26 protein-coding genes are annotated in these 25,177 nt (G+C 63.8%); 12 read left to right on the top strand and 14 right to left on the bottom strand.

Annotated elements, in window-relative coordinates; all coding sequences use genetic code 11:
- Nucleotides 1-25: 25 nt before the first annotated feature.
- Nucleotides 26-415: a hypothetical protein gene (locus GR167_RS19275; protein ID WP_160975369.1), complete on the bottom strand. Its 390-nt coding sequence runs from the start codon at nucleotides 413-415 to the stop codon at nucleotides 26-28.
- A 201-nt stretch (nucleotides 416-616) separates the two neighbouring features.
- Here GR167_RS19275 and GR167_RS19270 point away from each other — a divergent pair, with 201 nt between their 5' ends.
- Nucleotides 617-1,024 (top strand): universal stress protein, encoded by a 408-nt coding sequence (locus GR167_RS19270; RefSeq protein ID WP_160975368.1) that lies wholly within the window; start codon nucleotides 617-619, stop codon nucleotides 1,022-1,024.
- Nucleotides 1,025-1,140: 116 nt separating this feature from the next.
- On the opposite strand, the gene GR167_RS19265 is transcribed toward GR167_RS19270, so the two are convergent.
- Complete coding sequence (locus GR167_RS19265) at nucleotides 1,141-1,935, bottom strand: DUF6782 family putative metallopeptidase (RefSeq protein WP_160975367.1); 795 nt, start codon at nucleotides 1,933-1,935, stop codon at nucleotides 1,141-1,143.
- Nucleotides 1,936-2,103: 168 nt separating this feature from the next.
- Here GR167_RS19265 and lepA point away from each other — a divergent pair, with 168 nt between their 5' ends.
- Nucleotides 2,104-3,903, top strand: coding sequence for a translation elongation factor 4 (lepA, locus tag GR167_RS19260; RefSeq protein ID WP_160975366.1), 1,800 nt, complete (start codon nucleotides 2,104-2,106; stop codon nucleotides 3,901-3,903).
- Nucleotides 3,904-4,791: 888 nt separating this feature from the next.
- Here lepA and GR167_RS19255 read toward each other — a convergent pair.
- From GR167_RS19255 to GR167_RS19240, 4 genes are all read right to left on the bottom strand, one after another.
- Entirely contained in the window at nucleotides 4,792-5,283 is a 492-nt protein-coding gene (locus GR167_RS19255) for an REP-associated tyrosine transposase (RefSeq protein WP_160975365.1), read from the bottom strand.
- 156 nt (nucleotides 5,284-5,439) lie between these two features.
- Entirely contained in the window at nucleotides 5,440-5,670 is a 231-nt protein-coding gene (locus tag GR167_RS19250) for a hypothetical protein (RefSeq protein WP_160975364.1), read from the bottom strand.
- Nucleotides 5,671-5,801: 131 nt separating this feature from the next.
- Nucleotides 5,802-6,149, bottom strand: a complete 348-nt coding sequence (locus GR167_RS19245; RefSeq protein ID WP_160975363.1) for a hypothetical protein — start codon at nucleotides 6,147-6,149, stop codon at nucleotides 5,802-5,804.
- 109 nt (nucleotides 6,150-6,258) lie between these two features.
- Nucleotides 6,259-6,555, bottom strand: coding sequence for a type II toxin-antitoxin system Phd/YefM family antitoxin (locus GR167_RS19240; RefSeq protein ID WP_160975362.1), 297 nt, complete (start codon nucleotides 6,553-6,555; stop codon nucleotides 6,259-6,261).
- A 223-nt stretch (nucleotides 6,556-6,778) separates the two neighbouring features.
- On the opposite strand from GR167_RS19240, the gene GR167_RS19235 reads away from it, so the two are divergent.
- The gene (locus tag GR167_RS19235) at nucleotides 6,779-6,961 is read left to right on the top strand and encodes a CTP synthetase (RefSeq protein ID WP_160975361.1); all 183 of its coding nucleotides are present in this window, start codon (nucleotides 6,779-6,781) and stop codon (nucleotides 6,959-6,961) included.
- Between the two features lie 82 nt (nucleotides 6,962-7,043).
- Here the strand turns inward: GR167_RS19235 and GR167_RS19230 are convergent, their stop codons facing one another.
- Entirely contained in the window at nucleotides 7,044-7,799 is a 756-nt protein-coding gene (locus GR167_RS19230) for an alpha/beta fold hydrolase (protein ID WP_160975360.1), read from the bottom strand.
- Nucleotides 7,800-7,861: 62 nt separating this feature from the next.
- On the opposite strand from GR167_RS19230, the gene GR167_RS19225 reads away from it, so the two are divergent.
- The gene (locus GR167_RS19225; protein WP_160975359.1) at nucleotides 7,862-8,236 is read left to right on the top strand and encodes a hypothetical protein; all 375 of its coding nucleotides are present in this window, start codon (nucleotides 7,862-7,864) and stop codon (nucleotides 8,234-8,236) included.
- Between the two features lie 15 nt (nucleotides 8,237-8,251).
- Here the strand turns inward: GR167_RS19225 and GR167_RS19220 are convergent, their stop codons facing one another.
- The 3 genes from GR167_RS19220 to glyA are packed head-to-tail and all read right to left on the bottom strand — an operon-like array spanning nucleotide 8,252 to nucleotide 10,653.
- Nucleotides 8,252-8,803 carry a saccharopine dehydrogenase family protein gene (locus GR167_RS19220; RefSeq protein ID WP_160975358.1) on the bottom strand — a complete coding sequence of 184 codons (552 nt, stop codon included), beginning with the start codon at nucleotides 8,801-8,803 and terminating at the stop codon, nucleotides 8,252-8,254.
- Nucleotides 8,793-9,359: a saccharopine dehydrogenase NADP-binding domain-containing protein gene (locus GR167_RS19215; RefSeq protein WP_160975357.1), complete on the bottom strand. Its 567-nt coding sequence runs from the start codon at nucleotides 9,357-9,359 to the stop codon at nucleotides 8,793-8,795. The genes GR167_RS19220 and GR167_RS19215 overlap by 11 nt, the downstream gene beginning before the upstream one ends.
- A gap of 10 nt (nucleotides 9,360-9,369) precedes the next feature.
- Nucleotides 9,370-10,653, bottom strand: coding sequence for a serine hydroxymethyltransferase (gene glyA / locus GR167_RS19210; protein ID WP_235916069.1), 1,284 nt, complete (start codon nucleotides 10,651-10,653; stop codon nucleotides 9,370-9,372).
- A gap of 170 nt (nucleotides 10,654-10,823) precedes the next feature.
- Here glyA and GR167_RS19205 point away from each other — a divergent pair, with 170 nt between their 5' ends.
- Together GR167_RS19205 and GR167_RS19200 are read left to right on the top strand one after the other, a co-directional pair.
- On the top strand, nucleotides 10,824-11,585 hold the full coding sequence (locus tag GR167_RS19205) for an NAD kinase (RefSeq protein WP_160975355.1): 762 nt from the start codon (nucleotides 10,824-10,826) through the stop codon (nucleotides 11,583-11,585).
- A gap of 86 nt (nucleotides 11,586-11,671) precedes the next feature.
- Complete coding sequence (locus tag GR167_RS19200; protein ID WP_160975354.1) at nucleotides 11,672-13,609, top strand: tetratricopeptide repeat protein; 1,938 nt, start codon at nucleotides 11,672-11,674, stop codon at nucleotides 13,607-13,609.
- Between the two features lie 49 nt (nucleotides 13,610-13,658).
- Here GR167_RS19200 and GR167_RS19195 read toward each other — a convergent pair whose 3' ends face one another.
- The 4 genes from GR167_RS19195 to GR167_RS19180 all read right to left on the bottom strand — a co-directional run bounded on the left by GR167_RS19195 (nucleotide 13,659) and on the right by GR167_RS19180 (nucleotide 18,902).
- On the bottom strand, nucleotides 13,659-13,985 hold the full coding sequence (locus GR167_RS19195; RefSeq protein ID WP_160975353.1) for a DUF4342 domain-containing protein: 327 nt from the start codon (nucleotides 13,983-13,985) through the stop codon (nucleotides 13,659-13,661).
- 93 nt (nucleotides 13,986-14,078) lie between these two features.
- The gene (gene prpE, locus GR167_RS19190; protein WP_160975352.1) at nucleotides 14,079-15,971 is read right to left on the bottom strand and encodes a propionate-CoA ligase PrpE; all 1,893 of its coding nucleotides are present in this window, start codon (nucleotides 15,969-15,971) and stop codon (nucleotides 14,079-14,081) included.
- A 206-nt stretch (nucleotides 15,972-16,177) separates the two neighbouring features.
- Nucleotides 16,178-16,570 carry a GFA family protein gene (locus GR167_RS19185; protein WP_235916067.1) on the bottom strand — a complete coding sequence of 131 codons (393 nt, stop codon included), beginning with the start codon at nucleotides 16,568-16,570 and terminating at the stop codon, nucleotides 16,178-16,180.
- 40 nt (nucleotides 16,571-16,610) lie between these two features.
- On the bottom strand, nucleotides 16,611-18,902 hold the full coding sequence (locus tag GR167_RS19180) for an NADP-dependent malic enzyme (protein ID WP_160975351.1): 2,292 nt from the start codon (nucleotides 18,900-18,902) through the stop codon (nucleotides 16,611-16,613).
- Between the two features lie 182 nt (nucleotides 18,903-19,084).
- On the opposite strand from GR167_RS19180, the gene GR167_RS19175 reads away from it, so the two are divergent.
- From GR167_RS19175 to GR167_RS19150, 6 genes are all read left to right on the top strand, one after another.
- On the top strand, nucleotides 19,085-19,477 hold the full coding sequence (locus tag GR167_RS19175) for a cytidine deaminase (RefSeq protein WP_160975350.1): 393 nt from the start codon (nucleotides 19,085-19,087) through the stop codon (nucleotides 19,475-19,477).
- Nucleotides 19,478-19,483: 6 nt separating this feature from the next.
- Entirely contained in the window at nucleotides 19,484-20,788 is a 1,305-nt protein-coding gene (locus GR167_RS19170; protein ID WP_160975349.1) for a thymidine phosphorylase, read from the top strand.
- A complete protein-coding gene (locus GR167_RS19165; RefSeq protein ID WP_160975348.1) occupies nucleotides 20,788-22,002 on the top strand; it encodes a phosphopentomutase in 1,215 nt (404 codons plus the stop codon). Before GR167_RS19170 ends, GR167_RS19165 begins: the two co-directional genes overlap by 1 nt.
- Nucleotides 21,999-22,985 (top strand): adenosine deaminase, encoded by a 987-nt coding sequence (locus tag GR167_RS19160; protein WP_160975347.1) that lies wholly within the window; start codon nucleotides 21,999-22,001, stop codon nucleotides 22,983-22,985. The genes GR167_RS19165 and GR167_RS19160 overlap by 4 nt, the downstream gene beginning before the upstream one ends.
- Nucleotides 22,982-23,614 (top strand): uracil phosphoribosyltransferase, encoded by a 633-nt coding sequence (gene upp / locus GR167_RS19155; RefSeq protein ID WP_160975346.1) that lies wholly within the window; start codon nucleotides 22,982-22,984, stop codon nucleotides 23,612-23,614. The genes GR167_RS19160 and upp overlap by 4 nt, the downstream gene beginning before the upstream one ends.
- A gap of 68 nt (nucleotides 23,615-23,682) precedes the next feature.
- Complete coding sequence (locus GR167_RS19150; RefSeq protein WP_160975345.1) at nucleotides 23,683-25,059, top strand: SPOR domain-containing protein; 1,377 nt, start codon at nucleotides 23,683-23,685, stop codon at nucleotides 25,057-25,059.
- The last annotated feature ends 118 nt before the right edge of the window (nucleotides 25,060-25,177 follow it).

Genomic DNA, 25,177 nt, shown 5'->3' with positions numbered 1-25,177 from the left:
GCCCCCCGGCCAGTCCCGGCCGCGCTCAATGCCGGGTGAACAGATCCTTGAGCCAGTTGCCCCGGCTGTAGCAATAGGCGGCCATCGTCATCTTGGGTTCCGCCGGATAGGACGGCATCGACAATTCCGCCCCCGTCGCCGTATAGCGCGGCGCGAATTCGATCCTGACCCGGTTGCGCTCCATCGTGCGCAGCTTGGCCACGCCTTGCCGGAAAATCGCGTAATTGCCGGTGTCCAGGTCGCGCACGACGAAGCTGCGCTCCTGCAGTTTGCAATGATTGTCGAGCCGGATCTCGGCCTGGATCCGTTCCGGCGGAGGGGCCATCAGATCCCCGATTTCATGACGCAGAACAATAGCGGCGGTCAGGCAGGACAGGGCCGCGCCCCAACCGATCAAGGCTCGGTTCATGGTCATCGGAAACCTTTCTTCAAGAACAGGTATACACTTAAAAACACAGAAATTTTTCGCTGTTTCCGGGCGGTTACTGATAGAAACGGCGGGCAGGGGATTAATTTAAGGGATTTTTTGCAAAAGCTTTGCGCTGCGATCCTGACCTGTATCAAAGTCGGGCGAATCCCGCTGTGCCACAGTGGGCCCAGCAAAGGAGGAAACCTGATGTATGAAAATGTCCTGGTCCCGGTATCGTTCGATGAGGGCCGCGATTCGACCGGCGCGCTGCAGATCGCCGAGGCGATCCGCTCGGAAACCGGCAAGATTACCCTGCTGCACGTGATGGAAGAGGTGCCGGGCTATGCCCTGACCTATATCCCGAAGGATTTCCACGACAACGCGCAGAAATCCATCGCCGAGGAACTGGCGAAGATCGCGGGCGACATGAAGAACACCGAAATTCGCGTGGTCGACGGCCATTCGGGCCGGACCATCGTCGATTACGCCGAAGATAACGGCGTCGACTGCATCGTGATCGCCTCGCACCGGCCGGGCATGCAGAACCTGCTGCTGGGCAGCACCGCCACCCAGGTGGTGCGTCACGCCAAATGCGCGGTGCATGTGCTGCGCTGATCCCCGCGCGACTTGATATGCGAAGGGCCTGCCCATGTGGCGGGCCTTTTTTATGGGCAGCCCTTCGGGAACACTCCGGCCCGGCTTCGCATCAAGCCGCAAGGCTTCGCTTCGCCCTATCTCGGAAACGTCCCGTCCGGCTCGGAACAGTCATAGGGCGTCCCGTCGGGTAACCGGCACAATTGGGTGAAGTAATCCGGCGGCACCAGCTGATAGCGGGGCAGGGCCTTGCTGTCCTCCAGCTGCGCTAGGTAACCGCCGCAGATGCTCTGGTAATACTGTTCCACCCGCTCCGGCGACCGGTACCATTGATCGAAGGCGGCGCTCGCCGCCTTGTCGGGCGCGTCGCCTTGCGCCATTTCCCCGGCAAATCGCGCCGCGATGTCCCGCGACGAGGGCCAGTCCTCGATCGCCGCCCAGGGTCCGGGATCGCCATTCTGCCGCAGCCACCACGCCCCCAGCAGCATCACCGCCGAGGCATCGGCCTCCAGCCCCAGAACCGCCCGCGCGGTTTCCTGCATCGACAGATCGGGCGACGGGCAGACCGAAGTGGCAAGCTGATCGAGATGCCGCAATTCATGCAGCAGGATCGCCAGCAGGATATCGTCCTCCAGCCGGGCATTCAGCACGATCCGGCTGCCATCGGCCTCCATATAGCCGTGTTCTTCATGCAGGTGTTCCGACAGGCAGATGTCGGGGCGGCGATCGCTCAGTGCCGCTTGCAGCGATGGCAGAACCTCCAGCACCGGCGCCAGCCGCCCCAGCAGCTGCGCCACCCGGTCCTGCCTCTCGCTGCGCGGTGCAGCGCTTGGGGACAGGCAATCGCCGGGCAGGGCGATCCCCGGCTGCGCCGATACCCCGGCGCAGAGCGCGAAAAGCCAAAGAACAGCAAACCCGAACACACGTGTCATACGGCCAGAATGACGCCAGATCGGCCTTTCGGGCAAGGGTGTGAACGGGGGACCCATGCGGATTTTTCCCCCTCGGGCGTCGAAACCCGCCAAACCGGCCCAAATCCGCCCCTTCCGCCCGCACGGACCCCATTGACCAATTCGCATTTCCACAGCATATCCCGATCCATGACCGACCTTGATCATATCCGCAATTTCTCCATCGTGGCCCATATCGACCACGGCAAATCCACCTTGGCCGACCGGCTGATCCAGTCCACCAATACGGTGGCGGAACGGGACATGAAGGCCCAGATGCTTGACGCGATGGATATCGAACGCGAGCGCGGCATCACCATCAAGGCCAACTCGGTGCGGATCGAGTATGTCGCCAAGGATGGCGAAACCTATGTGCTGAACCTGATCGACACCCCCGGCCATGTGGACTTCGCCTATGAGGTCAGCCGGTCGATGCAGGCGGTCGAGGGATCGCTGCTGGTGGTGGACGCCTCGCAAGGGGTCGAGGCGCAGACGCTCGCCAATGTCTATCAGGCGATCGAGGCGGATCACGAGATCGTGCCGGTTCTGAACAAGATCGACCTGCCCGCCGCCGATCCCGAGCGGGTGAAGGAAAACATTGAGGACGTGATCGGCATCGACGCGCAGGACGCGATCCCGATCTCCGCCAAGAGCGGCCTGGGCATTCCCGACGTTCTGGAGGCCATCGTCCACCGTCTGCCCGCGCCGAAGGGCGAGCGCGACGCGCCGCTGAAGGCGATGCTGGTGGACAGCTGGTACGACCCTTATCTGGGCGTGGTGGTCCTGATCCGCGTCATCGACGGCGTGATCAGGAAGGGCGACCAGATCAAGATGATGCGCACCGGCGCCACCTACAAGATCGACAAGCTGGCCGTGCTGAAGCCGCAGATGGTCGATTTCCCCGAACTGGGGCCGGGCGAGATCGGCGTCTTCACCGCGCAGATCAAGCAGGTGCGCGACACCAAGGTCGGCGACACCATCACCCATGACAAGAAGCCCTGTGCGGCGCCGCTGCCGGGCTTCAAGCCGTCGATCCCAGTGGTGTTCTGCGGGCTGTTCCCGGTGGATGCGAACGATTTCGAGGATCTGCGCGACGCGATCGAAAAGCTGCAGTTGAACGACGCCTCCTTCTCGTCCGAGATGGAAACCTCGGCCGCGCTCGGCTTCGGCTTCCGCTGCGGCTTCCTCGGCCTGTTGCACCTCGAGGTGATCCGCGACCGGCTGGAGCGCGAATACAATCTGGACCTGATCACCACCGCGCCCTCGGTGGTCTATCACCTGCACATGAAGGACGGCTCCATGACGGAGCTGCACAACCCCGCCGACATGCCCGACCTGACCTATGTGGATCACGTCGAGGAACCGCGCATCAAGGCCACGATCATGGTGCCCGACGAATACTTGGGCGACGTGCTCAAGCTCTGCCAGGACCGCCGCGGCATCCAGATGGACCTGACCTATGCCGGCACCCGCGCCATGGTGGTCTATGACCTGCCGCTGAACGAGGTGGTGTTCGACTTCTACGACCGGCTGAAATCGGTGACCAAGGGCTATGCGTCGTTCGATTACCAGATGATCGGCTATCGCCAGGACAACCTGGTGAAGATGCAGATCCTGGTGAACGACGAACCGGTGGATGCGCTGTCGATGATGGTCCACCGTGACCGGGCCGAGCAGCGCGGCCGCGCCATGTGCGAGAAATTGAAGGACCTGATCCCGCGCCACATGTTCAAGATCCCGATCCAGGCCGCCATCGGCGGCAAGGTGATCGCCCGCGAAACCCTGTCGGCGCTGCGCAAGGACGTGACCGCGAAATGCTACGGCGGCGACGCCACGCGGAAGAAGAAGCTCTTGGAAAAGCAGAAGGCGGGCAAGAAGAAGATGCGTCAGTTCGGCAAGGTCGAGATCCCGCAGGAAGCGTTCATTTCCGCGTTGAAAATGGACGATTGAACAAAAGCCCGCCGGATGGCGGGCTTTTTGTTTGTGGGTTCAGGTCAATGCGGCCTAGAAATGCCGTAGGGTGCGTGCTTGCACGCACCACTTGCCCCCACCTCGCCGCGAAAACGGTGCGTGAAATCACGCACCCTACATCTATTTTATGGCGGGAATCCTGAAAAGGCTCAGTAGCGCAAATACCAATACTAATTCGAATATTTTTCTTGTGTAGGTATCCCAAATTACGTCAATGACATGGTTGGTCGATACGGTCTCGCCGGCATAAATTGTGAAGAGTAGGAAAAGTAAGGCGAATGTTGAAATGAGGTAAGTGGAAAATATAGTCCAGAAAAACTTTATTTTCCATATGAATAATAATACCAAAAACGGAAGGCAGGTGAAAAAAATGGCAAAATAGGTAGAATCTAAAAATATTCTGAACATCTCAACTTCAGTGGAGAAAACCCACTTGTAGAAAAATGATCCGATGAATATCGCGATCAGAATAATGAAGTGGGTGCTTACTTTTTCGGGAGACAGTCTAGCCAATGATTCTATTCGCATATTAATATTATCAGTCGAATTTGTAATGCATGCCATGTTCTGGATAGGCGTCTGCTTTTTTACTCTATGGTTGAATTGTATGGGGCGCAAGCAAGCCGTAGGGTGGGGTTTTACCCCACCAAACCCTGACACCGATGGTGCGGTGAAACCGCACCCTACATTGTCAAATCCATGTCGGGTGAAAACCGCCCATCCCGATGCACCGATGAAAACGGCCACTCCTCGGGCCGTGCCACGAACCCGTGTTTCACCGGGTTCATCCAGAAATCCGTAGGGTGCGTGCTTGCACGCACCAAATGCCCCACATCGCCGCAAAAATGGTGCGTGAAATCACGCACCCTACATCATCAAATGCATGTTGGGTGAAAAACGCGGATCGCGATGCGCCGAGGAAAATGGCCACTCCTCGGGTCGTGCGACCAATCCATGTTTCACCGGGTTCATCCAGCAATAGCGCAGATGGGCGTATAAATCGGCCTCATCCCGGATGTGGTGTTCCCAGAATCGCCTTTGCCAAATTCCTCGTTCATTTCGGGTTTGATGACTTCGCCGCGTCTGGGCCTTCGGTAAGGCACGTGAAAAACGGGCTTTAATCAATCGCCACCGAGTTCCGTAGTCGCGATCCCCGACAGGCATCTGCCAAATGCAATGGATATGATCCGGTAACACCACCCAGGCATCTATCCCGAAGGGCCGCTCGGCCCGGGTCACCCGCACCGCCTCGCGCAACGCCCCGATCTCGCGCAGCAGAAGATCGCTGCCGCGCTCCGCAAGTTTCACCGTGAAGAACACGGTCGCGCCGGTGATATTGGGACGAAGATAGGTGGACATGCCACCACCCTAAACCACCTGCAATTAACCACGGCCTAACGCGGTAGGGTGGGGTTTCACCCCACCAATCCCCACAGTGATGATGCACTGAAACCGCCCCCGGCATCGCCTGCACGTTGCGCATTGAAGGGACAAGAACTGCCGCCCTCGAAAAAATTACCCGAGCGGAACCAACAGCATTGCCGCCCAAACCGCCTGCAAAACATAAATCTTTGCCCCGGGATTTTTGGGCCCTCTGCTGCGATACCACCAGTACGAGCCGTATTCGTCCCGAATATCCTTATACTCCGGGCTGCTTTTGAAACGCAGGTAATCAAGCAGCCGCCATATCAGGATTGGCGCCAACAGGCAGATCAGGTTCACGAAAGGCGGAAGAATATAAAACATACGGGATCAGTTGGTGGTGTGGTTGCAGGGCTGCGATCGTACCTGAAGCCAGGTATCTGAAACACCCGATTGTGCCATGTTCAATCCTGACCTGTGCGAGTGAGGGTAAGCCGTGGCTTCCACCCCACCCCTCACTTCCCCACAACTTCCCGCCAGCCATCCTCGTCCACCTCTCGCAGCCGCTTGAGCGCCGCCTCGGCCCGCGCCCGGATCGCGTCGCGGCTGTCGGCCTTGACCGCCTCGACCTGTCCCACCAGCGCGTCGATCTCGCCCAGCTCCGTCCCCGTCGCCGCGCCTAGGGCCTGCAGCGCCTCCAGCACCTTGCCCAGCTGCGCGCCGTAGCTGGCGACCTCCCTGACCACACGCGCCTCGATCTCCGGCACGCCGGCGATCTGAATCTCGGGGTCGATATCCTGCGTCACGTCGCCGGACAGGGGAAAGCGGAAGGTCGGGGACCAGAAGGAAAACGGGCCAAGCATGGAATCAACTCCGGGTTGGGAATGTGTCAGGGAATGCCCCCATCCTCCCCCCGGCCGCCTGCGCCGGTCAAGCCCCGCCAGCCGGGGCGCGGCCGCGCCGCCCAATCTTTCACCACTCCTGTTGCCAATCCCAGGGCAGCGGTATCTCGGTCCCCGGTTCGCGCGCCTTCACCGCCTTCCACTGCGCATAGATCCGGTCCAGCCTCCGGCGTTCCTCGGCCAGGCTTCTGCCTTCCCATTTCTCCAGCATCTCGCATTGGAACATCGGCACCACGGCGCAGCTGGCGTGGCCGTGCTTGGTGATCCAGACCCGCCCGCCGCTTTGCAGCACCCAGTTGGTCAGCCGGGTGGCGTCGCGGCGGAATTCGGTGACGGGGATGATGCGGTAGGGCGACAGCTGGGCCATGGGCGATCCTTTCACGGGTCACTGTCGCGCGGCCCGGTTAACGGCGCCCTGCGGCACCGCGCGCTGACGGGCGGGGGATGCGTAGTGTTTGGCCGTACAAATTGCGCAAATGTGGATGAAAATTTGTCGCACCCCGGGGAAGCGGCATAATTGATGCACATCAAAGTCATCAATTGCCGGGATTGCTAGCTACACGCACACGGCACCGGTTCACGAGGGTCACATGTTACGGCTTGGTTTCATTCTGCATCTGTTCATCGGCTCGACCCTGTCGGGCTCGGCCATGATCGCCGCGCTGGTGATGGGGTTCGACACGTTGCAGCCGATCCTGATCTCGGCGGTTGCCGGATTTATCGCAGCGTTTCCAGTGTCTTACTACGTGACCAAGGCGCTGTACAACGATTGACGGAATACCCGTATTTAGCGGGTATAGGTCGGCGGCGGCCAAGCCGGGAGGGGTCTCTGGCAAGGTCGTCGCCGCCGCATTTTCAGCCCAGGAAGGCGTGCACCGCCGCTTCGAATTCGCGCGGTTTCTCCGCATGCAGCCAATGCCCCGCGCCGGGGATCTTGGCGAACTTGGCATTCGGGAAAAACCCTTTGATTACATCACGATGCTCGCGCTTGACGTAATCGGAAGCGCCCCCAGACAGGAACAGCGTGGCGCCGTCGAATTTCCCCTCAACCTCCGGAAAACTCAGGATTTTATCCATATCGCGTTCCAGCGCATCGAGGTTCAGCCGCCAGCGTTTTCCCGCCACGTCCAGCGATTGGGTGAAAAACGTCGGCAACACCGGGTCGTCCACGATCTCGCGCAGCTGCGCCTCGGCATCCGAACGTTTCTCGACCTTGCTCAGGTCCACCGCCCGCATCGCCTCGATGTATTGAATCTGCGTATGGCCGTAGGCCACTGGCGCGATGTCGGCCACGACCAAGCGATTGACAAGACTGGGATATTTTAGCGCCAGCACCATCGCCGCCTTGCCGCCCATCGAATGGCCCAGCACGTCCATCGGGGCGCCCTGCGCGCGGATCACCTCGGCCAGGTCGTCGGCCATATCCTCATAGCTGTGGCTGTCGCACCACGGGCTGAAGCCGTGATTGCGCTGATCGACCGCCACCACCTGGCGCCGGTCGGACAGCCGTTTCGCGATCACCCCCCAATTGCGCCCCGACCCGTAAAGGCCGTGCACGATCAGAAGCGAAGGCTGGTCGGTTTTTTCACCGTGGACAATCTGGTTCAGCATGGTGTCTCAATAGAACAGGGGCACGGATTAGGCCAGCGCCTTGAGACTGCAGGGAGAAACCGGTGATCGACCAGAGGCAACTCGACCGCAAACAGGCAGAGCTCGAACAGCTGCTGGAGGAGAAATTCGGCGCCTCCTCGGGCGATCTGCAGGCGCGGATGCGCAGGGTCGGGCGGCGGGTGCCGAAACGGGTGCGCGATGCCGCCGGGGTGATCGCCGGGGCGCAGTTGCAGGCGGGCCATCCGAAACTGCGGTTTTTCGTCGATGGAAAAGCGGTGAACCGGGCCCATGCCACCATCCGCAGCCACCTGAAAACCATCGACGTGGCCGACCGGCGCAAGGGCGCGGTTCTGAGCGTGCTGGGCGGGGTGTCTTTCAACCTGCTGCTGGTGCTGGCGCTGCTGCTGGGTGTGCTGATGTGGCGGGGGCTGTTGTAGGGGCTGCTGCCCCGTTTACGAACTCTGCGTATCTCTGCGCGTAGTGACCTTCAGGCGGGAAAGGGCGTTCTCCGCCTTCTCCAGTGAAAAGATTTCCAGGGCGGGGCGCGCCCCCGGGGCATATTCCCCCGCGGCAAGCTTGTTGATCGCGATGAGGGCGGGAATGGCCGGGATGAAAGGCCCATCGCCCGCTTCGGCGAGCAATGTCCAGCGGCGGGTCGCCGGAGACCCGTCAACTTCGCCCCGGATTTCGACCACCATTCCGCCCCGGTCGGTGCCGGCCGCTTCGAACCAGGTCGCGACGCGGTGGAACAGGGGGGTGAAGCGCGCGACCGAGGGCATCAGCCCCCGCGCGCGGAACCAGGACAGCAGCGCCAGGGAGGACTGCATCCAGCCCAGTTCCAGCCCGGCCCGGAATTCAACGGTTCGCGCGCCGAAATGGTCGGGAAACAGCAGCAGGTCCGGAGCGCCGATCAGCGCGGCGCGGCGCGACAGCCCCGGTGTCAGCTCATAGGTTTTCGACCCCGACCAACCGCGCGCCGTTTGCCAGGTCCCGTCACGCCACAATCGAATTGGCGCGCCAACCTGCCCCAGAATGGCCGTGCATCACGGACAGGCCGCGTGGTGCACGGTTCCCGGGAAGGATCGCGGCCTCGATATGATCGATCCCGTCCAGATCCCGCGCCAATGCCTCTACCGCCGCCGAGGACAGCGCGGGAACAGAGGACACGCCGGACAGGGCTGTCACGCCCTTGCTGCGGGAAAGTTCGTCCAATGCAGAGATGCCAGCGGTGAAGGCGCCATCGTCGGACAGGTCCAGGTACTGCAGACCGGCCTCGATCGCCTGCAGCGCAATGCGATACCGATCCTCGCCATAGTCCTGAAACGGACCGGCGGCATCGACGACGATCTGGTGGTCTTTGAAAAGAGGTGTCGGGTCTTGCGCGCGGTCCCATGCGACCGGGGTGCCGCCATGGGCGTCAGTGAATTTCTGCGCCTTGGAAAAAGAACGGCTGGTGACGGAAACGTCCCAGCCGTCCTGCAATAGCATTTGGGCCAGTTTCGACCCGAAAACGCCGGTGCCCCCAAGGATCAGGATCTTGGGGGCACGCGGCTGTTTCATCACCCCGGCCTTACAGCTCGGGATAGAGCGGGAACTTCGCGCAGAGCGCCTCGACCTCGGCCTTCACCTTGGCCTCGACCTCACCGTTGCCCTCTTCGCCATTGGCGGCCAGACCGTCGATCACTTCGACGATCCAGTCGGCGATCTGGCGGAACTCGGCCTCGCCGAAGCCGCGGGTGGTGCCGGCCGGGGTGCCCAGGCGGATGCCGCTGGTCACCATCGGCTTTTCCGGGTCGAACGGGATGCCGTTCTTGTTGCAGGTGATATGCGCGCGGCCCAGGGCCTTTTCGGTGGCGTTGCCCTTCACCCCTTTGGGACGCAGGTCGACCAGCATCACGTGGGTGTCGGTGCCGCCGGTGACCATGTCCAGACCGCCCTTCATCAGCTGATCGGCCAGCGCCACGGCGTTGGCGCGCACCTGCTTCTGATAGGTCTTGAATTCGGGGCGCAGCGCTTCGCCGAAGGCCACCGCCTTGGCAGCGATCACGTGCATCAAGGGGCCGCCCTGGATGCCAGGGAAGATGGCCGAATTGACCTTCTTGGCGATCGCTTCGTCATTGGTCAGGATCATGCCGCCGCGCGGGCCGCGCAGGGTCTTGTGGGTGGTGGTGGTGGCGATGTCCGCATAGGGGAAGGGCGAGGGATGTTCGCCCGCCGCGACCAGACCGGCAAAGTGCGCCATGTCGACCATCAGGTAGGCGCCAACGGAATCGGCAATCTCGCGGAACTTGGCGAAATCGATCTGGCGCGGGATGGCGGAGCCGCCGGCGATGATCAGTTTCGGCTGGTGTTCCTGGGCCAGCGCCGCGACCTCGTCATAATCGATCAGGCTGTCTTGCTTGCGCACGCCGTACTGGACCGCGTTGAACCACTTGCCCGACTGGTTCGGGGCCGCGCCGTGGGTCAGGTGGCCGCCCGAGGCCAGGTTCATGCCCAGGATGGTGTCTCCGGGCTGGATCAGCGCCATGAAGGCGCCCTGGTTGGCCTGGCTGCCGGAATTGGGCTGCACGTTGGCGAAACCGCAGCCGAACAGCTCTTTGGCGCGCTCGATGGCCAGGTTTTCGGCCACGTCGACATATTGGCAGCCGCCGTAATAGCGGCGGCCGGGATAGCCCTCGGCGTATTTGTTGGTCATGACGGAGCCCTGGGCCTCCATCACCGCCGCGGAAACGATGTTTTCGGATGCGATCAGCTCGATCTCGTTGCGCTGGCGGCCCAGCTCGTCGGTGATCGACTTGAACAGCTCGGGATCGCGGGAAGACAGTGCTTCGGTGAAGAAACCGGTATCGGACATCGGGGACTCCGTCATGGGAAGTTGGATTGGCCGCTAGGTAAAGGAAATACGACAAATGGGGAAGGGGCTATTGCGACGCAACGGCGAACAGGTGCGGCAGGGGTGGCGCCTCCCCGCAACTTGTGGTTCGATTGGCGCGAATTGACCCCAATCGGAAACAGGGCCGCCGCATGTCTCTCCGTATCGCCTTCGTCGCCAGCGACAGCCCGACGGCCCAAACCGCCCGCGCCACCCTGGTCGGGCGGTACGGCCAGGTGGCCGAGGAAGAGGCCGACGTGATCGTGGCCCTGGGCGGCGACGGTTTCATGCTGAGCACGCTGCACCGGACCCAGCGGTTGGATATCCCCGTCTACGGCATGAACCGCGGCACCGTCGGGTTCCTGATGAACGAATATTCCGAAACCGACCTGATGGAACGGCTGAAGGCGGCCCAGGAGGAAGTCATCAACCCGCTGTCGATGCGCGCCACCTGCGCCGACGGCACGGTGCACGAGGCGCTGGCGCTCAACGAGGTGTCGGTGCTGCGCAGCGGGCCGCAGGCGGCCAAGCTGAAGATCACCGTGGACGGGCGGCTCAGGATGGACGAACTGGTCTGCGATGGCGCGCTGCTGGCGACGCCTGCGGGGTCGACCGCCTATAACTATTCCGCCCACGGGCCGATCCTGCCGATCGGGTCGGATGTTCTGGCGCTGACCGCGATCGCGCCGTTCCGGCCGCGCCGCTGGCGTGGGGCGCTGTTGCCGAAAACGGCGCAGGTGCGTTTCGACGTGATCGAGGCTGACAAGCGCCCGGTGATGGCCGAGGCCGACAGCAATCTTGTCGCCGATGTGATCAGCGTCGAAATCCGTTCCGAACCGGGGATCGAACACCGCATCCTGTTCGACCCGGGTCACGGGTTGGAAGAACGGCTGATCCGCGAACAATTCGTCTGAGCGGGCTTTCGGCGCGGGCTGCTTGTCCGCCGAGCGGCGCTCGCCTAGCATGGCGGCAATTCGTTGATCCATTTCAAGGCGCTGCCATGATTTTCAAGCCCGTTCTGGTCTTCTTCGCCCTCTTTGGCCTGGCCCTGCATGTCGCGGCCCCCGCCCGGGCGTTCGAGGCCCTGACGGATTACGGCATCCCGGTCACCACTGGCGCTGCCGCCGGATATGTCCCCGACGCAACCTGCGCGGACTGCCACCAGGACAAGGCGGAAAGCTTCAGCGAAATGGGGATGGCGAAAAGCTTCTACCGGCCGTCGCCCGACAAGGTGATCGAGGATTTCGACAACGCTCATTTCTATCACGAACCGTCCAAGAGGCATTACGAGATGCAGCTGCGCGGCGGCGAGTATTGGTTCACCCGCTATCAATTGAACGCCGATGGCGACCGCATCCATGACTTCGAACAGAAGGTCGACTGGATTCTCGGCTCCGGCCATCACAGCCGGGTCTACCTGTACCAGACGCAGGACGGCGCGCTGTTTCAGCTGCCGCTGGCCTGGTACAGCCAGGAGGGCGGCAAATGGGAAATGGCGCCGGGTTTCGAATTCGCCGATCAGATGGGGGTGAACCGGGCAGTGCGCCAGCGCTGCATGGCCTGCCACAACGCCTTCCCCGAGGTGCCCGAGGGCAGCGACCGCCCCGGCATGCCCGAGGTGTTCCCGGCCGACCTGCCCGAAGGGATCGGCTGCCAGCGCTGCCACGGCCCGGGGGCGGATCACGTCGAAAAGGTGCTGTCGGGCGAGGGCGAGTTGGACGACATCCGCGCCGCCATCGTGCATCCCGGCAAGCTGCCCAAGGATAAGCTCTACGGCATCTGCTATGGCTGCCACATGCAGCCCAGCGTGGCGGTGACGCCGGAACTCCGGCTGGGCCGCTCGGTCTATTCCTTCCGCCCGGGGCAGGACCTGTCGGATTACAAGATTTTCCTCGATATCGACGATGCGCTGCGGATGCGCGAGGACCGGTTCGACATCAACCACCACCCGTTCCGCATGGAACAAAGCCGTTGCTTCACCGAAAGCGACGGGCAATTGGGCTGCCTGAGCTGCCACGACCCGCATGTGAAGGTGAAGCCGCAGGACCGCGCCGCGCATTACCGCACCGCCTGCCTGAGCTGCCACGACACCGACGGTCGCGGCCTGCCGGTGATGCAGGGCGGCGCGCCCCATCCCGACATCGCCGCCGATGCCGATTGCACCACCTGCCACATGCCCGCGCGGCGCACCCAGGACGTGATCCACGTGACCATGACCGACCACCGGATCGTGCGCGATCCCGGCCCCCTGCAGGCGCTGACCCGGCCGATCAGCAAGGTCCCGGCCGAGGTGGCCGAGGTCAGCCTGCTGTACCCCGACACCCCGCTCAGTGCTGCCGAAAAGCTGCTGGCCAAGGCACACGGGGTGCTGGCCAACCAGGGCTACAACGCCGATTACGCCGCCGAGGCGATGGCCGGGGTCATGGCCACGGGCGAGGTGGCGCATTATGAACCCTGGCTCGACCTGTCGCGCGCCTATTTCCAGCAGAAGGCGTATGGCAAAGCCGTGGAGGCGGCGGAACAGGGATTGGCGCTGGCCCCCGATATCGCCCAGCTCAGGCTGCAACGGGCGGCGGCGCTGTTCGCCCTGGGGCAGCACGACCGGGCGATTGCCGAAACCGAAACCCTGGTGGCGGATCATCCCGATTATACCCATGCGCGCTATGACCTGGCGCTGTTCTATTTCGGCACCAAGCGGATGGATCAGGCGCGGCAACAGGCGCAGCAGGTGGTCGCGCTGCAGCATACCCATTGGTACGCCTGGCGGTTGCTGGCCCGCATCGCTGCGCATGAGGGCGAGGGGGAAGAGGCGATCACGGCCTATCTGCGCGCGCTCGACATCGAACCGGGGGCGGCGGCGCTGCGCGACGAATTCCGCAGCCACCTGGAAGGCATGGGGCAGGGCGATATGGCGCGGCGTTACAAGCTGGCGGACTAGCGATGAAACGGCCCGGGGTGACCCGGGCCGGATCGTTTCAGGCTGTGCCTCAGGCGCCGGTGTCTTCGCCCTCGTCGGTTTCCTCGCGGACGACTTCGATCTTCACCTTGGTGGCAAAGGCCGCGATGGCGCCGATGATCGCCAGCACCGGCGCGGCCAGGACCACAACGCCGCCGGCAATCGCGCCCACCGTCAGCGGGATATCGACCGCGATATCGCCGTCGGGTTCGAGAATCCGCACCCGGCGTACCTGCGCCTCGGCGGCCAGTTCCTTGATCTTGGCGATCAGGGCGTCGCTGGAAATCTCGATCTCTTCTTTCCAGGTCTTTTTGTCTTGGGATTGTTCGGTGGTGTCTTCGGTCGTTTCTTCGGTCATCTCCGTACCCTCTGTCTGACAGAAACAAGCCCAGACTACCCTAACGGGCGGGGCCTGGGCTTGATTCAAATCAGGTCGGGCGCGGGGAAGCGCTCATGCCGTGGCGTAACCGATGGTCTGCAGCGCGTCCTTGATTTCATCCAGGATCGCCGGGTCGTCGATGGTCGCGGGCATCTTGAAGTCCTTGCCGTCGGCGATCGACACCATGGTGCCGCGCAGGATCTTGCCCGAGCGGGTTTTCGGTAAGCGATCCACCACCACGGCCAGCTTGAACGCCGCCACCGGGCCGATCTTTTCGCGCACCAGTTTCACCACTTCCTTGACCACCTCTTCGTGCGGTCGGTTCGTCCCGGCGTTGAGGCACAGGAACCCAACCGGCAATTGCCCCTTCAGGTCGTCGCTGACCCCGATCACCGCGCATTCGGCGACGTCGGGGTGACCGGCCAGAACTTCCTCCATGCCGCCGGTGGACAGGCGGTGACCGGCGACGTTGATCACGTCATCGGTGCGCGCCATGATGTAGAGGTAGCCGTCTTCGTCCTTCATCCCCGCATCGCCGGTTTCATAATAACCCGGGAAGGTGTTCAGGTAGGATTTACGGAACCGGTCCTCGGCGTTCCACAGGGTCGGCAGGGTGCCCGGCGGCAGCGGCAGCTTGATCGCGATGGCGCCCAGTTCGCCGTCCTTCACCGGATGACCACCCTCGTCGAGGATCTGCACGTCATAGCCCGGCATCGGCACCGACGGCGACCCCAGCTTGATCGGCAATTCCTCGATCCCCACCGGGTTGGCGGCGATGGCCCAGCCGGTTTCGGTCTGCCACCAGTGGTCGATCACCGGCACGCCCAGCTGATCCTGCGCCCAGAGGATGGTGTCGGGATCGGCGCGTTCGCCGGCCAGGTAGACCTGTTTCAGGCAGGACAGGTCGTATTTCCCGACGAATTCGCCCTTCGGGTCCTCGCGCTTCACCGCGCGGAAGGCGGTGGGGGCGGTGAAGAAGCTTTTCACCTTATGTTCGGAAATCACCCGCCAGAAGGTGCCCGCATCGGGGGTGCCGACCGGTTTGCCCTCGAACACGATGGTGGTGTTGCCGTGCACCAGCGGGGCGTAACAGATGTAGCTGTGCCCGACGACCCAGCCGACGTCGGAGGCCGCCCAGAACACATCGCCCGGATCGACGTTATAGAGGTTCTTCATCGTCCAGTTCAGCGCCACCAGGTGACCCGCGGTCGGGCGGACGACGCCCTTAGGCTGGCCGGTGGTGCCGGAGGTGTAGAGGATATAGGCGGGGTGATCGCCCTCTACGGGGACGCATTCCGCCGGTTCGACGCCGAACTGGAAGCCGTGCCAGTTGTAATCGCGGCCCTCTTCCAGATGCGCGACCTCGTTTTCACGCTGGAAGATGACAGTGAAATCGGGCTTGTGATCGGCCAGGTCGATCGCCCCGTCCAGCAGCGGCTTGTAATGCACCACCCGGCCCGGTTCGATCCCGCAGGAGGCGGCGATGATGCATTTGGGTTTCGCGTCGTCGATCCGCACCGCCAGTTCGTTGCTGGCGAAACCGCCGAACACCACCGAATGGATCGCGCCCAGTCGGGAACAGGCCAGCATCGCTTCCAGCGCCTCGGGGATCATCGGCATGTAGATGATGACGCGGTCGCCCTTTTCCACACCCTTGGCGCGCAGCGCACCGGCCAGCATGGCGACGCGGTTGCGCAGCTCGACATAGGTGATCCATTTCTTGGAACCCGTCACCGGGCTGTCATGGATGATGGCGACCTGATCGCCGCGCCCGTTTTCCACATGGCGGTCGACGGCGTTCCAGCAGGTGTTGACCTTGGCGTCCTTGAACCATTCGTAAAGCGGCGCGTCGTCGTCCGACAGCGCCTTTTTCGGCGCCTCGACCCAGTCGATTGCCGTCGCCGCTTCCAGCCAGAAACCTTCGGGATCGTTCTGCCAGCCCTGGTAAATATCTTGATAGGCCATCGCCTGCCTCCTCCTGCATAGCTTGCAACAGGTGTATCGGGTCGGCGAGTTTTCCCGCAAGCGCGTTACCGGTCACAGCGACGGAATCGCGCGGAAATTTGCAGAATTCGCGAAATACGGCGGGGAATGTTTTGCAAATCCGCCGGAAATTATCCGGAAATGTTGGAAAATTCGCGGGCTTTGCAAATTCGGCGCGGCCGGACGGGTCAGTCGGCGGTTTTCGGGTGGCGCGGCAGATCATCCTGGATGGACAGCCAGCTCAGCCGCTCGGAATGAAATTCGTGGAATTCCGGCGCGACCTGTTCGGGGTCTTCCAGCGTGGCGATGTGAAGGTGGATGTTGTCGGCGTCCCCGGTGTGGCGATAGGCCATAGGCGTGCCGCAATCGCCGCAGAACAGCCGCTCGACACCTTCCGACGAATGGTAGATGCGCGGCGGCTGGCCAAGCCAGCGGACAGACCCGTGCGACACGCCGAAAAACGCCGTGACGGGCGATCCGCAAATCCGGCGGCAGTCGGAGCAATGGCAATAAGAGCTCCAGGCGACCGGCCCGTCGCTGACCCAGCGGACCGCGCCGCAATGACAATGACCCTTCAGCATTCGAGCCTCCCTGTTCCGCCCTGCGAGGGGGCGGGCAGGATCAACCGTAATGCGCCACCGGCGTGCCGGCAATCGCCGCCATATTCAACAATCCCCGCGCGGTGATCGAGGGCAGGACGATATGGGCGCGGTTGCCCATGCCCATCAGGATCGGCCCGACCTCCAGCCCGTCGGCCCGCATCTTCAGGATGTTGCGCACGCCCGAAGCCGCATCGGCATGGGCGAAGACCAGCACATTCGCCGCCTCGCGCAGCCGCGAGTTGGGGAAGATGCGGTGGCACAGTTCCGGGTCCAGCGCGGTCTCGATGTTCATTTCGCCCTCATAGGTGAAATCGCACGGCTTGCTGTCGAGGATCGCCAGCGCCTCGCGCAGCCGCTTGCCCGATCCTTCGCGGTGATTGCCGAATTGCGATTGCGAACACAAAGCGATCCGCGGTTCCAGCCCGAAGCGGCGCACGTGGCGCGCGGCGCCTTCGGTGATCCGGGCGATGTTTTCCGGGCTGGGCAGTTCATGCACCCCGGTATCGGCGATGAACAGCGGCCCGTCTTCGAGGATCATCAGCGACAGCGCGCCATGCGGCGACAGCGTGTCGCTGCCCAGGATCTGGGTGATGTAATTCAGGTGCCAGCGGTATTCGCCGAAGGTGCCGCAGATCAGGCTGTCGGCATCGCCGCGATGCACCGCCACCGCGCCGATGGCGGTGGTGTTGGTACGCATGATCGCCTTGGCGATGTCCGGGGTGACGCCGCGGCGCTGCATGATTTCGTGATAGGACTGCCAGTAATCGCGGTAGCGGGAATCGCTTTCGGGATTGATCACCTCGAAATCGCGGTCGGGGCGCACGGTCAGCCCGGCGCGTTCGCAGCGGGCCGCGATCACGTCCGGGCGGCCGATCAGGATCGGGGTTTCGGTGGTTTCCTCCAGCACCGCCTGCGCGGTGCGCAACACGCGTTCGTCCTCGCCCTCGGCAAAGATGATGCGGCGCGACGCGGCGCGGGCGGCCTCGAACACCGGTTTCATCAGCAGGGCGGATTTGAACACCGACTGGTGCAGCTTGTGCTTATAGGCGTCCAGGTCCTCGATCGGCCGTGTCGCGACGCCGCTGTCCATCGCCGCCTTGGCGACCGATGCTGACACCACGCCCACAAGCCGCGGGTCGAAGGGTTTCGGGATCAGGTAATCGGCGCCGAAGGTCAGCTGTTCGCCCTTGTAGGCCGCCGCCGCCTCGGCGCTGGTGGTGGTGCGGGCCAGTTCCGCGATGCCCGCGACGCAGGCCAGCGACATGTCGTCGTTGATCTCGGTTGCGCCGACATCCAGCGCGCCGCGGAAGATGAAGGGGAAGCACAGCACGTTGTTGACCTGGTTGGGGAAATCCGACCGTCCCGTTGCGATGATCGCGTCGGGGGCGACCGCGCGCGCCGCGTCGGGCATGATTTCCGGCGTCGGGTTGGCCAGAGCGAAGATGATCGGTCGCTTGGTCATCTTTGCCACCATTTCGGGCTTCAGCACGCCGGGGCCGGACAGGCCAAGGAACATGTCGGCGCCGTCGATCACCTCGTCGAGGTTCCGCTTGTCGGTCTTTTGCGCAAATTTCGCCTTCTGCGGGTTCATGTCTTCGGCCCGGCCTTCATAGACCAGCCCGTGAATGTCGCAGAGCCAGACGTTTTCGCGTTTCACCCCCAGTTTCAGCAGCATGTTGAGGCAGGCGATGCCGGCAGCCCCGCCGCCCGTCGACACGATCTTGATGTCCTCGAATTTCTTGCCTGCCACCCGCATCGCGTTGGTGGCCGCAGCGCCGACCACGATGGCGGTGCCGTGCTGGTCGTCATGGAAGACGGGGATGTTCATCCGCTCGCGGCAGATCTTTTCGACGATGAAGCAATCGGGCGCCTTGATGTCTTCGAGGTTGATCGCCCCGAAGGTCGGGCCCAAAGCGCAGACGATATCGGCCAGCTTTTCCGGGTCTTTTTCATCCACCTCGATATCGAAGCAGTCGATATTGGCGAATTTCTTGAACAGGACGGCCTTGCCTTCCATCACCGGTTTCGACGCCAGCGCGCCGATATTGCCCAGCCCCAGCACGGCGGTGCCGTTCGATACCACCCCCACCAGGTTGCCGCGCGCGGTGTAGCGGCTGGCATTGGCTTCGTCCGCCTTGATCTCAAGACAGGCCTCGGCGACGCCGGGGCTGTAGGCGCGGCTCAGGTCGCGGCCATTGGCCAGCGGCTTGGTGGCGCGGACCTCAAGCTTACCGGGCTTGGGATGCTCGTGATAAAACAGCGCCGCCTGGCGCAGGGTTTCATTCTGAGATTCAGTCTGGTCGTCGCTCATCTGGTCCTCCGCTCCGGTTAGTTTAGCGTTAAACTACATTTTCAGGAGATGAAAGTCGCTGTTTTACCGTTGACGTCAGGGCCAAGCTTGCAAATGCGGGCGGGTCAGGCCACTGTTTTCCAAAAGGTCAAAAGCGGCGGCGGGCGCGATACGGGTCCGCGATCCGGTCAGGAGGTATCGATATGTCAATGCTGGATGCAGCGCGCGATGTGCGTGAAAGGGCCTATGCGCCTTATTCGAAATTCAAGGTCGGCGCCGCCATCCGCGGCAAATCGGGCGCGATCTATCAGGGCTGCAACGTTGAGAACGCCGCCTATCCCGAAGGCACCTGCGCCGAAGCCGGCGCCATCGCGGCGATGGTGGCGGCGGGCGAAACCGAACTGGTCGAGGTCTGCGTGATCGCCGACTCGCCGGTCCCGGTCACCCCTTGCGGCGGCTGCCGTCAGAAGCTGGTCGAATTCGGTCGCGACGACGTGCAGGTCCGCATGGCGACCACCGACGGCGAGGAAATGACCATGACCCTGGCCGAACTGCTGCCCGGGGCGTTCCAGAAATCCCAGATGGACCGGAGCTGATCCGCGATGGATGCCCGTGCCATCATCGCCAAGGTCCGCGACAGGCAACCGGTCAGCCGCGACGAACTGAACTGGTTCGCGCAGGGCCTGGCCGATCGCGCCGTCAGCGACGCGCAGGCGGGGGCCTTTGCCATGGCCGCGCTGCTCAATGGGCTGGACGAAGAAGGCCGGGTCGGGCTGACGCTCGCGATGCGCGATTCCGGCGACGTTCTGAAATGGGACATGGATCGCCCGGTGCTGGACAAGCATTCCACCGGCGGCGTCGGCGATTGCGTCAGCCTGGTGCTGGCCCCGGCCTTGGCGGTCTGCGGCGCTTACGTTCCGATGATTTCGGGCCGCGGCCTTGGCCATACCGGCGGTACGCTCGACAAGCTCGAAGCGATCCCCGGCTATCGCACCGATCTGAGCGAGGCGCAGTTTCGCGACGTGGTGGGCAAGGTCGGCTGCTCCATCGTGTCGGCGAGCGGCGATATCGCCCCCGCCGACAAGCGGCTTTACGCGATCCGCGACGTCAGCGCGACGGTGGAAAGCCTCGACCTGATCACCGCCTCGATCCTGTCCAAGAAACTGGCGGCCGGGTTGGAAGGGCTGGTGCTGGACGTGAAGGTCGGCACCGGGGCCTTCATGAAAAGTGCCGAAGACGCCCGCGCGCTGGCGCAGGCGCTGGTCACCACCGCCAATGCCGCCGGATGCCAGACCTCGGCACTGATCACCGACATGAACCAGCCGCTGGCGCCGGAACTGGGCAACGCGCTGGAAGTGGCAAGTTCCATGCGGGTGCTGACCGGGTTGGCGCAGGGGCCGCTACTGGAACTGACCAATGAACTGGGCGGCGTGGCCTTGGCCAATGCCGGGCTTGCCAAGGATGCCGAGGAGGGCGCGGAGAAGATCGCCGCCGCGATCGCCGACGGCCGCGCGGCGGAATGTTTCGGCCGCATGGTGGCGGCGCAGGGCGGGCCGGTGCAATTCGTCGACAACTGGCAGCGGTTCCTGCCCGAAGCACCGGTGATCCGCGAAGTACTGGCGCCCAAGGCGGGTTATGTCTCGGCGATGGACGGGCAGGCATTGGGCCTTGCCGTGGTGGAACTGGGCGGCGGCCGCCAGGTGGAAAGCGACGTGGTCGACCCGGCGGTGGGCATTTCCGACGTCCTGCCGCGCGGCACCAAGGTGGCGAAGGGCCAGCCGCTGGCGCGCATCCACGCCGCGCGCGAAGGGGCGGCGGACGTTGCCTGCGCCTCGGTCCTGTCGGCGGTGACGATTGCCTCCAAGGCGCCGGATCTGCCGCCGCTGGTGCATGAAAGGATCGGCTGATGGCGCGCGCCTTCCTGATCGTGATCGACAGCGTCGGCATCGGCGGTGCGCCGGATGCCGACAGGTTCTTCAACGGCGACCGTCCCGATACCGGCGCCAACACGGTGGGCCATATCGCCCGTGCCTGCGCCGAAGGCCGGGCCGAAGAGGGCCGCAGCGGGCCGCTGCATCTGCCGACGCTCGACGCGCTTGGGCTGGGCCGCGCGGTCGAACTGGCCTCGGGCGAGGCCGCCCCGGGTCTGGGGGCGGATGAGCCCACCGGGTTCTGGGGCGCGGCGTCGGAGGTCAGCCCGGGCAAGGATACGCCGTCGGGCCATTGGGAACTGGCGGGCGTGCCGGTGCCCTGGGACTGGCATTACTTCCCCGATACCAAGCCCAGCTTCCCGCCCGATCTGTCGGCCAAGGTGGCCGAGCTGGCGGGCACCGACGGCATCCTGGGCGATTGCCATGCTTCGGGGACCAGGATCATCGCCGATCTTGGCGCCGAACATATCCGAAGCGGCTGGCCGATCTGCTATACCTCTGCCGACAGCGTGTTCCAGATCGCCGCGCATGAGGAGCATTTCGGGCTCGACCGCCTGCTGAAGCTTTGCCAGGACGTTGCCCCCATCGTGCACGAGATGAAGGTGGGCCGCGTCATCGCGCGTCCCTTTATCGGCACAGTCGAAGACGGTTTCACCCGCACCACCAACCGCCACGATTACGCCATCGCGCCCCCCGAGCCGACGCTGTGCGACTGGGTGCAGGGGCAGGGGCGCCGCGTCTATGCCATCGGTAAGATCGGCGACATCTTTTCGATGCACGGCATCGACGAGGTGCGCAAAGGGACCGACGCGCAGCTGATGGGACATCTGAACGACCTCGTGGACGCGGCCGAGGACGGTTCCCTGACCTTCGCCAATTTCGTCGAATTCGACAGCCTTTACGGCCACCGGCGCGACATTTCGGGCTATGCCCGCGCGCTGGAATGGTTCGACGCGGAACTGGCCAAGGTGCTGCCGAAATTGCGCCCCGACGACATGTTGCTGATCACCGCCGATCACGGTAATGACCCCAGCTGGAGCGGCACCGACCACACCCGCGAACGGGTGCCGGTGCTGATTGCGGGCCGGGGCGCGGGCAGCTGCGGGTTGGTCCAATATGTCGATGTCGCGGCCAGCGTGGCCGATCATTTGAATGTGCCCGCGCGAGGGCCGGGACGGAGCTTTTTATGAGTTGGAAGGATTTTCCCAAGGTCGAGCTGCACATGCACCTCGAAGGCGCGGCGCCGCCCGCCTTCGTGCGCGGGCTGGCGCAGGAAAAGAATATCGACCTGACGGGCGTGTTCGACGAGCGCGGCAATTACACCTTCCGCGATTTCGTCCATTTCCTGCAGGTTTACGAGGCCGCCACCCAGGTGCTGAAAACGCCTGAGGATTACGGCCGCCTGACCTTGGCGGTGCTGGAACAATGCGCCGAAAACGGCGTCATCTATGCCGAAAGCTTCCTCAGCCCCGATTTCTGCGGCGGCCGCGACGTGACTGCCTGGAAGGAATACCTGCACGCGATGCAGGAAGCCGCCGATCAGGCCGAGGCGCAGATGGGCATCACCCTGCGCGGCATCGTCACCTGCATCCGCCATTTCGGCCCCGAAAAGGCGCGCGAAACCGCCCTGTGTGCGGCTGAGACCGCCGGCGATTGGATCACCGGGTTCGGCATGGGCGGCGATGAGGGCATGGGCAGGCAGGGCGATTTCGCCTGGGCCTTCGACTGCGCCCGCGAGGCGGGGCTGCGGCTGACTACCCATGCGGGGGAATTCGGCGGGCCGGAGTCGGTGCGCCAGGCGATCGAGGACCTGAAGGTGGAACGGATCGGCCACGGCGTGCGCGCGATCGAAGATCCCGCGCTGGTCGATATCCTGGCCGAACGCGAAATCGTGCTGGAGGTCTGCCCGGGATCGAACGTGGTGCTGGGGCTCTACCCCCGCTTTGCCGCCCATCCCATCGCCAAGCTGCGCGAGGCGGGCGTGAAGGTGACCGTTTCGACCGACGATCCGCCCTTCTTCAACACCACCATGACCCGCGAATACGAAGAACTGGAACGCGCTTTCGGCTGGGGCGCCGAGGATTTCGCCGAGCTGAATCGAATTGCCATCGAGGCCGCCTTCTGCGACGAAGGGACCCGCAAGCGCATCAAGCAAAGACTGGAACAAGCATGACCGAGCACCTGACCATCGTTGAGCACCCGCTGGTACAGCACAAGCTGACCCTGATGCGCGAAAAGAACACCTCGACCGGGGAATTCCGTCACCTGCTGCGCGAAATCAGCCTGCTGCTGGCTTATGAGGTCACCCGCGAGCTGGAACTGACCACCCGCGGCATCGAAACCCCGATGATGGAAATGGAAGCCCCGGTGCTGAAGGGCAAGAAACTGGCGCTGATTTCGATCCTGCGCGCGGGCAACGGGCTGCTGGACGGGGTGATGGAACTGATCCCCTCGGCCCGGGTCGGCTTCGTCGGGCTCTACCGCGACGAGGAAACGCTGAAACCGGTGCAGTATTACTTCAAGGTGCCCGAAGGGCTCGAAGATCGGCTGGTCATCGTGGTCGACCCGATGCTGGCGACCGGCAATTCCTCCGTCGCCGCCATCGACCTGCTGAAGCAGGCGGGCGCCACCAATCTCCGTTTCATGTGCCTGCTGGCGGCCCCCGAAGGGGTGGAGCGGATGAAGCAAGCGCACCCCGATGTGCCGATCATCACCGCCGCCCTGGACGAAAAGCTCAATGACAAGGGCTATATTGTTCCGGGACTAGGGGATGCGGGCGACCGCATGTTCGGCACAAAATAGGCTGTCATTAGCTTTACTCGTGGAAACAATTCGTGCACAGTGCCTCTACATTTCGTGTGGGGGCACAAATGAAGTTTGCCAGAGTTTTCGCCAGCGCTGCGATCCTTTCTCTTGCTGCTGCGGGGGCCGGTCAGGCCGCCACCTTGCGCAATGCCGATGAGCCGGCGGAATTCCCGCCGGCGAGCTACAAGGGCATGCAATATGTCGATAGCCGTGGCTGCGTCTATATCCGCGCCGGGATCGACGGAAACGTCACCTGGGTGCCGCGGGTCACGCGCGGGCGCAAGCAGGTGTGCGGTGCGCAGCCGACCTTCGCCAAATCCGCCGCGCATGACCTGCCGGTGATCGCCGATGCGCCCGCGGCCGCCGCCCCGGCGAAACCCGCCGCCGCGCCGAAGCCGGTGAAAACGGCGACCGCCGCGCCCAAGCCGGTGACAGCCGCGCCCAAGCCGGTGACAGCCGCGCCCAAGCCGGTGACGGTGGTGCGGAAACCCGCCCCCGCGCCCAAGCCCGCCACCAACCGCGCGCCGATGAAAACCATCGCTTCGCTCTTCACGCCGCCCAAGATGGTCAAACCGGTGCGGCCCGCCCCGCAGGCCCGCCCGGCAGCGAAACCGGCCCCGGTCCAGGCCGCAGCTGGGCCCAGCTGTGACGGCATTTCCATGATCGGCCGCAAGCATATGACCGGCACCGGGCTGCGCTGCGGCCCGCAGGCGGAATCGCCGGTCGGCGCCGCCATCCGCGGCAATGGTCAGCGCCGTGTCGCCGCGATGGCTCCGACCTCTGTTCCGGTTCCGGCGGCCGCACCGGCCCCCCGTCGGGTCCAAGCCGCCGCTGCGCCCGCCAAGCCCCAGCCCCTGTTCGGGCGCGCCTTTGACAATCCGCCGGTGGCCCGGACCGTCGCCCCGATCCCCGAGGGCTATCGCCCGATCTGGCAGGACGACCGGCTGAACCCCTATCGCGGCAACCGCACCGCGGATGGCCGGGCGCAGATGGATCTGGTCTGGACCCAGACGGTGCCGCGCCAGCTGATCGAACGGGCCAGTGGCCGCGACGTGACCCGGCTGCACCCGAACCTGCGCTATCCGTTCACCGACCTGACCACCCAGGTGCAGACCGACGCTCAGGCCGCCATGGCCGCCGCCTCGGCGCAATCCTCCGGGGTGGTGTCGACCAAATCGAAGGCCCCGGCCAAGTCCGCCCCGGCACAGCAGGCCAGCGGCCAGACCTATGTGCAGGTGGGCACCTTCGGGGTGCCCGACAATGCCCACAACACCGCGCAGCGTCTGCAGCAGGCGGGGCTGCCGGTGCGGGTGCTGAACACCACGCGCAAGGGCAAGGCCTATCAGATCGTGCTCGCCGGTCCCTTCGCCGGTCCCGGGGCGCAGACGGCGCTTGGCACCGTGCGCAAGGCCGGGTTCCGCGACGCCTTCCTGCGCCGCTGAGCCTGCGAAATCCGAAGCACGGGGAAAGGGCGGCTCATCCCGCCCTTCTTCTTTTCACAAATATCCCGGGGTGAATTGACCCTTGGGCCAAGAGGGGCAGCGCCCCTTTTTCCGCGCA

It is taken from the genome of Thalassovita mangrovi (assembly GCF_009857745.1).
Taxonomy (GTDB): Bacteria; Pseudomonadota; Alphaproteobacteria; order Rhodobacterales; family Rhodobacteraceae; genus Thalassobius; species Thalassobius mangrovi.
Note: the sequence above shows the minus strand (reverse complement) of the source record. Positions and strands in the feature narration are given on the sequence as shown.

Coding starts and splice junctions, on each gene's coding strand:
- GR167_RS19255 (WP_160975365.1), bottom strand. CDS start 5,283: ATGTCCACCTATCTTCGTCCCAATATCACCGGCGCGACCGTGTTCTTC.
- GR167_RS19245 (WP_160975363.1), bottom strand. CDS start 6,149: ATGCTTGGCCCGTTTTCCTTCTGGTCCCCGACCTTCCGCTTTCCCCTG.
- GR167_RS19165 (WP_160975348.1), top strand. CDS start 20,788: ATGGCGCGCGCCTTCCTGATCGTGATCGACAGCGTCGGCATCGGCGGT.
- upp (WP_160975346.1), top strand. CDS start 22,982: ATGACCGAGCACCTGACCATCGTTGAGCACCCGCTGGTACAGCACAAG.
- prpE (WP_160975352.1), bottom strand. CDS start 15,971: ATGGCCTATCAAGATATTTACCAGGGCTGGCAGAACGATCCCGAAGGT.
- GR167_RS19230 (WP_160975360.1), bottom strand. CDS start 7,799: ATGCTGAACCAGATTGTCCACGGTGAAAAAACCGACCAGCCTTCGCTT.
- GR167_RS19265 (WP_160975367.1), bottom strand. CDS start 1,935: ATGACACGTGTGTTCGGGTTTGCTGTTCTTTGGCTTTTCGCGCTCTGC.
- GR167_RS19160 (WP_160975347.1), top strand. CDS start 21,999: ATGAGTTGGAAGGATTTTCCCAAGGTCGAGCTGCACATGCACCTCGAA.
- GR167_RS19170 (WP_160975349.1), top strand. CDS start 19,484: ATGGATGCCCGTGCCATCATCGCCAAGGTCCGCGACAGGCAACCGGTC.
- GR167_RS19240 (WP_160975362.1), bottom strand. CDS start 6,555: ATGGCCCAGCTGTCGCCCTACCGCATCATCCCCGTCACCGAATTCCGC.
- GR167_RS19205 (WP_160975355.1), top strand. CDS start 10,824: ATGTCTCTCCGTATCGCCTTCGTCGCCAGCGACAGCCCGACGGCCCAA.
- GR167_RS19200 (WP_160975354.1), top strand. CDS start 11,672: ATGATTTTCAAGCCCGTTCTGGTCTTCTTCGCCCTCTTTGGCCTGGCC.
- GR167_RS19235 (WP_160975361.1), top strand. CDS start 6,779: ATGTTACGGCTTGGTTTCATTCTGCATCTGTTCATCGGCTCGACCCTG.
- GR167_RS19195 (WP_160975353.1), bottom strand. CDS start 13,985: ATGACCGAAGAAACGACCGAAGACACCACCGAACAATCCCAAGACAAA.
- GR167_RS19180 (WP_160975351.1), bottom strand. CDS start 18,902: ATGAGCGACGACCAGACTGAATCTCAGAATGAAACCCTGCGCCAGGCG.
- lepA (WP_160975366.1), top strand. CDS start 2,104: ATGACCGACCTTGATCATATCCGCAATTTCTCCATCGTGGCCCATATC.
- GR167_RS19250 (WP_160975364.1), bottom strand. CDS start 5,670: ATGTTTTATATTCTTCCGCCTTTCGTGAACCTGATCTGCCTGTTGGCG.
- glyA (WP_235916069.1), bottom strand. CDS start 10,653: ATGTCCGATACCGGTTTCTTCACCGAAGCACTGTCTTCCCGCGATCCC.
- GR167_RS19175 (WP_160975350.1), top strand. CDS start 19,085: ATGTCAATGCTGGATGCAGCGCGCGATGTGCGTGAAAGGGCCTATGCG.
- GR167_RS19270 (WP_160975368.1), top strand. CDS start 617: ATGTATGAAAATGTCCTGGTCCCGGTATCGTTCGATGAGGGCCGCGAT.
- GR167_RS19150 (WP_160975345.1), top strand. CDS start 23,683: ATGAAGTTTGCCAGAGTTTTCGCCAGCGCTGCGATCCTTTCTCTTGCT.
- GR167_RS19275 (WP_160975369.1), bottom strand. CDS start 415: ATGACCATGAACCGAGCCTTGATCGGTTGGGGCGCGGCCCTGTCCTGC.
- GR167_RS19185 (WP_235916067.1), bottom strand. CDS start 16,570: ATGCTGAAGGGTCATTGTCATTGCGGCGCGGTCCGCTGGGTCAGCGAC.
- GR167_RS19215 (WP_160975357.1), bottom strand. CDS start 9,359: ATGAAACAGCCGCGTGCCCCCAAGATCCTGATCCTTGGGGGCACCGGC.